The following is a 7,506-nucleotide window of genomic DNA, read 5'->3' as shown; positions in this document are numbered from 1 at the left end:
CCGTCTATTAAACTGTTATGAGGCCTAGAGACTTGATTGATACATCACAAAATGGAGGTTAGTACATGCACGATTATGCAATATTTGGCCATGATCGCGCCGGTATAGGTCGTTGGCTAGGTTTGATTGCCATATTGATTGCTGGTGGCGTAGCACAGCTTGCGAACCTCCTATCAAGTATGACCGGGTGGGAGGCTTTTACAAAAGGCTCAGTAACAGTCGGCGTAGTATATTTTGGTTTGCATTGGGTTTTTAATAAGTGGATTTGGAAAATTCATTTTTTCAATATTCCCGACTTAAATGGTGTGTGGAAGGTTGAAGGCCGGACCTTGGACGAACAAGGCAATAATAAATATGAATGGCCTGCTGAGTTAGATATTGAGCAAAATTGGAAACAAATATCTATAAATATCAAAACTAGCAAGAGCCAAAGCGAAAGCTACACAGCAACCCTCTTGAAGAGGAGCGGAGTCCGAGGAGGGTGGGTGCTAAGTTATAGCTACAAGAACGAGCCAAATCTGGATCAGTCACACGAATTAGCTTCACACAAAGGATTTTGCGAAATTGAATTTAGTAAGGATCTGATGTCAGCCGAGGGTACTTACTTCAATAGTGGCGGAAGAAAAACCTACGGTTTGATGAGTCTTAGAAGAGGGTAAGAATGATCGATTTCGATGCGAGGCTTAAGAAGCTTAAAGACAGACGTCAAGGTACTAGAGAATTGGTTCTCTTGGAGAAAGGTTTTCATTCTTGGGATACTGGAGATTACCGGATCAGAGAGTCTTATGAAAAGCTATCTGAGAGTCCTGGAGTTCGTTATGCGATTGGGGCTATGTCGGCCGTAGATCCGCAGTCCACTCAGGTTTCCATCAATGAAGGAAATCGCGTTTCCGATACGCTAATAAGTATGCTTAAAACTGAAGGAATCGGCACCACCAAAAGAATTCAGGGATCTGTGGCTTTAGACATACATATCGAAGGCCATTCAGATGTGGATATGCTCATAATTTGTGAAGATACCGTTCTTGTGCAAACGCCAAAACTAGATGGAACTGCTTGTTACGCATCTGATAACCGCCCCATGGTGGAAATAGTCGCAGAAATAAGGAATAAATCTGAGCAGAAATTGACAACGAGATATTATGAAGCAGAAGTTGATTGCACGAGCAGCAAATCAATTTCACTTGTGGGTGGAAGCCTAAAGCGTAAAGTGGATATCGTTCCAAGCTGCTGGTATCACACACATGACTATCAGCGCAGCCGTCAAGAGCGAGATGTCGGCATAAATATATATCATAAAAAAGAGCATCGCCTGTTAGGCAACTTCCCGTTTAAACATATTGCACGAGTTAATGATAAAGATGCTCAATACTCTGGAAATCTTAAAAAGGTTATTCGATTACTGAAAAACTTAGTCGCAGATATGCCCGATTATAAAAAAGGAAAAGCCAAAGCGCTGACGAGCTATGACCTAGCTGGGATAGCTTATCATATGGATCAAAGATTAAATATGCCTAGCTATATGTCGCTCGCACTCGTCGAGCAGACAAGAGATTTTCTGAGTTTGCTTAATGCATCTGAAGCTTACAGGAATACTCTTGCAGTTCCAGATGACACAAGAAAGATATTTGACGAAAAGGCAAAAACAGAGGCTTTGGAAATAATAACTAAGGAGGTAGAGGATTTAGCCTTTTCAATTTTCAGAGAGCTACGACCTTATTCACAAGTGTACGACGGCAGCGTTATTAAATCTAAAGTCATATAACGTGCCAAGCCACTCATAACAAGTTGCTGTACTCGGACCCAGCTACGCGCCGCAAGCTTGTGGTTTGCTGCGCAAACTTTACCACAAGCTTACTCTGCTCCACTGGGCCGGTAAGCAAGGCGTTAGCTGAATATAAGAACTGGCTCTGATGAAGGATTAGGATGAGAACGCCAAAGAAAAGGAAAGAGAAGTTATCCATATACCTAGCCAAGCCTGGTATTGAATGCGACGCTTCAAAGGCAGTTAATCTTGAGAACTCTAAACCCCCTATTGAGATGGAAGTGCAGGGTCTTGAGGCGACTCTTTATGTAAAAAAAGAGCCCCCGAAGCCGCCACCTCCATGGACAAAGCTCTTCACAGATCATCAGGATCTACCAGAGGATATATTTGGAGGTAGAAAATCTGTCGGGGCTGCGCTGGCGGTTAGGCTGGATGAAAACCTATTCGTATTGACTTTTGGGACTGGTTTTCATCTTCTTAAGAATGAAGCTATAGAAAGAGATTTCGGGCTACGTGTAACACTAAATTCCGTAGATCCAGACAAGTTAAGAAGCCTCGATAAGGCTAGCTATGATCACAACCCCCTTAATTCGCGAACGCAGAGTTCAATAGATTTGGGTGTATTTGATCTAGATGTTGACTCTGAAATGGACATGCTTTACGCGGTAACCGGTGCATCTACGGTTCCAATATTTGGTTCCCATGTGACAGGGAGAGATGCGCTCACTCTAGTATTAGAAGTGAATCTAAACGGGTTGAAAGAAATTCTTTCAGAGTGCTTGCTAAGGTACAAATCATCTCTACCTAAGGATTTTGAGTGGGTTGAAAATATTCAACGAGTTAAGGATAAAGAGCTGCATGAGGTATTAGACCTAGAGCTTGATGATATTCTCGGCAAAGGTGAATTTAAGAATATGTGGCTTGGAGAGCCGGAAATTATCGATTGGGAATCACAAGTTGGCTATTCGTTCGATTTGTACCAAAAGACACCTAGGCACGTTGTCTTAAAAATTGATGATTTAGTGAAATATTTTGGTGAAAAAGGCATACCATTGACATCAGAAAGCCTTAAAGATCAAAGTATTCATATTAACGATAGCGAGTACAACTCTATTAAGAAATGGTCCGCATACAGATGTTTATATGCAGAGGTTTCTACAGAAAATGAGCAATACATTTTACGAAATGGCCAGTGGTATATTGTAAATACAGACTTCGTTGCTAGTGTAGACAAGTACTTGGAGGGCTTTGATGTCTACGACTTTAAATTTCCGACGTACTCACACGACAGGGAGGAAGACTATAATGCATTTGTGGCCTCATCATTTGAAAACATTGAATTAATGGATAAGAATTTTGTAAAAATTGGCGGGCCACATGACAAACTAGAATTTTGCGATTTAATTAAAGACTCCAGTGAATTTATTCATGTTAAGTACTACAGAAGTTCTGCCACGTTAAGCCACCTGTTTTCACAGGGATTTGTTGCTTCTGAGGCGTTTATTGGCGATGCTGATTTCAGGAGGCGATTAAATGATAAACTCCCAAAATCCTCAAAATTGTCGTGCACTGACTCTAGACCAGATCCAAGTAAATATAAAATAGTCTATGCAGTTGCCACGAATCGAGATATTCCCAAAGAGCTACCGTTTTTTTCAAAAGTGACTTTAAAAAATGCACTGAAAACGTTAAAAACACTAAATTTCAGTGTCTCCATTTCAGCAATAGAGGTTGATCCAGTCCTTGAAATAAAGAAAAAGGGAAAGCCTGCCAAGGAAAAGAAGCTAGCATGATTCTAGTCCGCCAGCTAACAAACGCGTCAATAAGGACGCTCGCAAGCTCGCGCCTATTACGCGGGCTACATGGACTCCCCCGTTTGTCAAACAACAGCTACACTAATCTTGATGTGTGGTATGGGACTGCCGCTCCCGGCCTGTTAGTGGCCTTGACTGACGTGGAATTTAGCGGGCTGTAGAAGTCAATTACATAGGTAACGGTCATGTCCATAAACATAGTTGAAATTGGACTTGGTCAGTTCTCCACTATGGTTGCCAGATAAGCGTGGCAGAACCCCGGGAAAGGGAAGTCCATATCATTCGTTAACTACTGAGGCTAAATGCGAGCCATTTTTATACAAATCATCATGGCTGTAGGGTTAATATTTGTCGGCTCCTATATTTTTGAAATATCTTTCATTGGGGTTGCTATTTTTCTTACTGCTATCTTTTTTGTCAGCGGTATCGTAACTGAGGGTGAATACATACCCGGACAAATGTTCAATTCTGATGGGGAAGAGCTTCATCCTTTTACGCTATTGGCTAGTTTAGCGTTTATTTTCATTATTTTAATTGCGATTGGTTGTCTTTTTCCGTCCCTGTATAATTATGGCGCGTATGATAGATAACAAGTTAATGCAGCGGAAAAACACATATGAAATATGTAAATTCACTTCCCGAAGATGTAACAGAAGAAGGGATTTTCTTCGTAGAAAAATACAAGCGGACAATGCTTGGCTTCATTGCTCCGGCTTTTAGCTACTTTTTGGTGCCAACCGCGCTCCAGTATGAATTGGTAGCTTTAGTCACTCTTTTCTATTTATATGTTGTCTTCATTTCAAAGACTTCTCGTATCTTATGGCAGTTCGCCAGGAGTACCTGGTTTAAGGTTTTCGGTTCACTAATATTTGGGTTAGTAGCCGTTGTATTTTTTAGGTTCTTCGATATAAATCATTGGCTTATTCATGAGGTGGGTTACATACCTGATGGAGAAGTTAAGCAATATTTTGCAGCCGTTTTCTTTGTTCCACTTGTTGCAGCATACTTTGACTCATTTAAGAAAGTAGAGTTGGCCTATTACAAATCAAAAGGATATGACTATAAAGGTCGGGTCGGGGATATTTTCAGTGGCTTCTAACAGAATCATCATAATGGGAATGGACTTCCTTTGTTTTTTTGGAGAAACAAAACTTTGTTTACCTATCTGAGAAGCCTATTTTCAAACGACTTACTTATCGAATTAAGTGAAAATAAAACCTCGATTAAAGTGTTTTCATCAGACGTTCAATATGAGGACGAACCGCTGATAGCTATCGAAAAAGGGGCTAAAGGAGAAGTTATCAAAGCGATAGGAATTGCGGCCAAGCGCCTGCAATCGAATAGCACCAGTGTTCATAATCCTTTCAAACATCCCAGATTATTGGTTGCTGACTTTTTTCTTGCAGAGAAAATACTCCAATATGGTGTGAAGCAAGTTCATCAGTCAAGGATACGACCTGCACCAAGGATTATCATGCATCAGTTGGAGAAGACTGAAGGCGGACTTACCAGTATCGAAGATCGGGTGTTAAGAGAGCTTGCCTTGGGTGCAGGGGCAAGAGAAGTTTTGGTGCATATGGGTGACAGAATAAACGTACTTACAGATAGTTTTGATACAGTAAAAGCACGTTCAGTGGCAGCTAAATAATATAGAGAGAGTTTTTGTTGATTGAGCGTGCGGTAGTTTGCCTTGGTTTTTAGGGATAGCTAAGTATGACAAGCAGATTAGTACATGATACAAGCGCAATTGACGAGCTTAGGGAGGTGTATTGTCAGAGATACTTTGAACGCAGGTATCAAGGCTGGTGCAATAATTACGACAAACAATATGACCCTTTTTCTGAATGGTGGATGTTAGCTGGAGGGGAAACTTTCTGCCGTGTTACACATGCCAACTCTGATCGCACTATTCCAGGTCTCAGCACAATCGAAAATTATCTTGCAAAAGAAGCTAGGTTTTGTGAGATCAATAATTTCATCTATTCGGATAAAGGGAGTGGTATCGCGTTAATCAAGGATGTAATAGCGCGAAAACGTCGTGAAGGATTTGAGGCTATATACTGTTTGGTTGATACTCACTCAAAATATAGACAAGCGTTCAATTTGAATACGTCGGAGTTTGGATTTAAGTCGACGGGATTACACAGCATCTTTCCGGACATTCTTTATCGTATATCACAAAGATCTGTGGTTTGGGAGTTGCTGAAACTTAAGTTGGATAATGAACAGTCTGCGGCTGAGTTATATTCGCAGCTAGAAGCAGAAGGTGAAATCAAAAGGGGCTAAGCGCCTGACACCTAACCCCTCACACTTCACTATTTCACTTCTTCCCCGGCAGCCTGGCGGTCAGCATGGTAGCTGGAGCGCACCATTGGGCCGCAGGCGGCGTGGCTGAAGCCTAGCTCGTAGGCGGTGTCGCGCAGGGCGTCAAATTCACTGGGGTGCACGTAGCGTTTAACCGGGAAATGGTGGCGGCTGGGTTGCAGGTATTGGCCCAGGGTCAGCATATCGACGTTATGCTCACGCAGATCTTTCAGAACCTCGGCCATTTCCTGCTGGTCTTCACCCATGCCCATCATCAGGCCGGACTTGGTCATAATTTCCGGGTGCTGCTCCTTAAATTTGCGCAGCAGTTCCAGTGACCATTTGTAGTTAGCGCCGGGGCGGCATTCACGGTACAAGCGTGGAATGGTTTCCAGGTTGTGGTTAAACACATCGGGTACGCCGCTTTTAAAGATTTCCAGCGCGGTATCCATACGGCCACGGAAGTCCGGCACCAGTACTTCAATCTTAGTGCTGGGGCTGTGTTTGCGGATGGCGTTAATACAGTCAACAAAGTGCTGGGCGCCACCGTCACGCAAATCGTCGCGGTCTACCGACGTGATCACCACGTATTTCAGCTTCATTTCGGCAATCGTGGTGGCCAGCTTTTCCGGCTCTTCGGCACTGGGTGGCAGTGGTTTACCATGGGCTACGTCGCAAAACGGGCAGCGGCGGGTACAAATGTCGCCAAGGATCATAAAGGTGGCGGTACCGTGGGTAAAACACTCAGACAGATTCGGGCAACTGGCTTCTTCACAGACCGAGTGCAGGTTGTTCTTGCGCATAATGTTTTTTATGCGGTCGATACCTTCGGTGCTGGAAGGCAACTTGATTTTGATCCAGTCGGGCTTACGCAGCATCTGCTCCCGCTCGGTGGGGATGATGGTGACAGGGATATGTTTCATTTTGTCTTCGTCGCGCAGTTTTACTCCTGCTTCGACACGTACTGCTTTAGTCATCAAAACCTTCCCGATAGTCTGTCTGTTCAATCTTGATTAGCCGGCAAAATGCCTGGCTTAACAACTTACCTGCCTCTGGCAGATTGTCCGGCCCGCCGAGTTGCGCGCAGTGTATCATTTCCAGCCCGGCATAGCCGCATGGATTTATACGCTGAAACGGCCCCAGATCCATATTGATATTCAGCGCCAGGCCGTGAAATGAGCAGCCCTTGCGAATGCGCAGGCCCACGGAGCAAATTTTACGCCCGTCTACATATACCCCTGGGGCATCGGCCTTGGGGTAGGCGTTTACACCATAAGGTTTTAGCAATTCCACCACGGATTGTTCCAGCGCAGTGACCAGATCGCGCACGCCGATTTTCAGGCGTTTGAGATTCAGTAGCACATACATCATTTGCTGGCCGGGGCCGTGATAGGTAACCTGGCCGCCACGGTCTACTTTTACCACCGGAATATCGCCGGGAGCCAATAGATGTTCTTCCTTACCGGCCTGGCCCTGGGTAAACACCGCGTTGTGTTCAACCAGCCAGATTTCATCCTGCTGCTCGACACCGCGTTGGTCGGTAAAGTTTTGCATGGCATGCCAGATGGGCGCGTAGTCCTGGCGCCCCAACTGACGAATAATCAGGCTTGGCGTACTCACGAT

9 protein-coding genes are annotated in these 7,506 nt (G+C 44.0%); 7 read left to right on the top strand and 2 right to left on the bottom strand.

The features are described from left to right. The first annotated feature begins 65 nt into the window (after positions 1-65). The 7 genes from ABD028_RS06910 to ABD028_RS06880 all read left to right on the top strand — a co-directional run bounded on the left by ABD028_RS06910 (position 66) and on the right by ABD028_RS06880 (position 5,865). A complete protein-coding gene (locus ABD028_RS06910; RefSeq protein WP_343843347.1) occupies positions 66-659 on the top strand; it encodes a Cap15 family cyclic dinucleotide receptor domain-containing protein in 594 nt (197 codons plus the stop codon). Positions 660-661: 2 nt separating this feature from the next. After that, entirely contained in the window at positions 662-1,765 is a 1,104-nt protein-coding gene (locus ABD028_RS06905; RefSeq protein ID WP_343843344.1) for a nucleotidyltransferase-like protein, read from the top strand. 161 nt (positions 1,766-1,926) lie between these two features. Continuing rightward, positions 1,927-3,558: a TIGR04141 family sporadically distributed protein gene (locus ABD028_RS06900; RefSeq protein ID WP_343843341.1), complete on the top strand. Its 1,632-nt coding sequence runs from the start codon at positions 1,927-1,929 to the stop codon at positions 3,556-3,558. Positions 3,559-3,881: 323 nt separating this feature from the next. Then, on the top strand, positions 3,882-4,169 hold the full coding sequence (locus tag ABD028_RS06895) for a hypothetical protein (protein WP_343843338.1): 288 nt from the start codon (positions 3,882-3,884) through the stop codon (positions 4,167-4,169). A gap of 26 nt (positions 4,170-4,195) precedes the next feature. Beyond that, positions 4,196-4,678 carry a hypothetical protein gene (locus ABD028_RS06890; protein WP_343843336.1) on the top strand — a complete coding sequence of 161 codons (483 nt, stop codon included), beginning with the start codon at positions 4,196-4,198 and terminating at the stop codon, positions 4,676-4,678. Positions 4,679-4,732: 54 nt separating this feature from the next. Next, on the top strand, positions 4,733-5,227 hold the full coding sequence (locus tag ABD028_RS06885; RefSeq protein WP_343843334.1) for a rod shape-determining protein: 495 nt from the start codon (positions 4,733-4,735) through the stop codon (positions 5,225-5,227). Between the two features lie 65 nt (positions 5,228-5,292). Then, entirely contained in the window at positions 5,293-5,865 is a 573-nt protein-coding gene (locus ABD028_RS06880) for a hypothetical protein (protein ID WP_343843331.1), read from the top strand. Positions 5,866-5,894: 29 nt separating this feature from the next. Here ABD028_RS06880 and lipA read toward each other — a convergent pair whose 3' ends face one another. Both lipA and lipB read right to left on the bottom strand, forming a co-directional pair. Beyond that, positions 5,895-6,860, bottom strand: a complete 966-nt coding sequence (lipA, locus tag ABD028_RS06875; protein WP_343843328.1) for a lipoyl synthase — start codon at positions 6,858-6,860, stop codon at positions 5,895-5,897. Continuing rightward, complete coding sequence (lipB, locus tag ABD028_RS06870; protein ID WP_245921532.1) at positions 6,853-7,437, bottom strand: lipoyl(octanoyl) transferase LipB; 585 nt, start codon at positions 7,435-7,437, stop codon at positions 6,853-6,855. Before lipB ends, lipA begins: the two co-directional genes overlap by 8 nt. Positions 7,438-7,506: the final 69 nt, after the last annotated feature.

Origin of the sequence: Bowmanella denitrificans, from assembly GCF_039522935.1 — a bacterium.
In the GTDB taxonomy this organism is placed as follows: Bacteria; Pseudomonadota; Gammaproteobacteria; order Enterobacterales; family Alteromonadaceae; genus Bowmanella; species Bowmanella denitrificans.
This window is presented reverse-complemented; position numbering and strand designations above follow the sequence as displayed.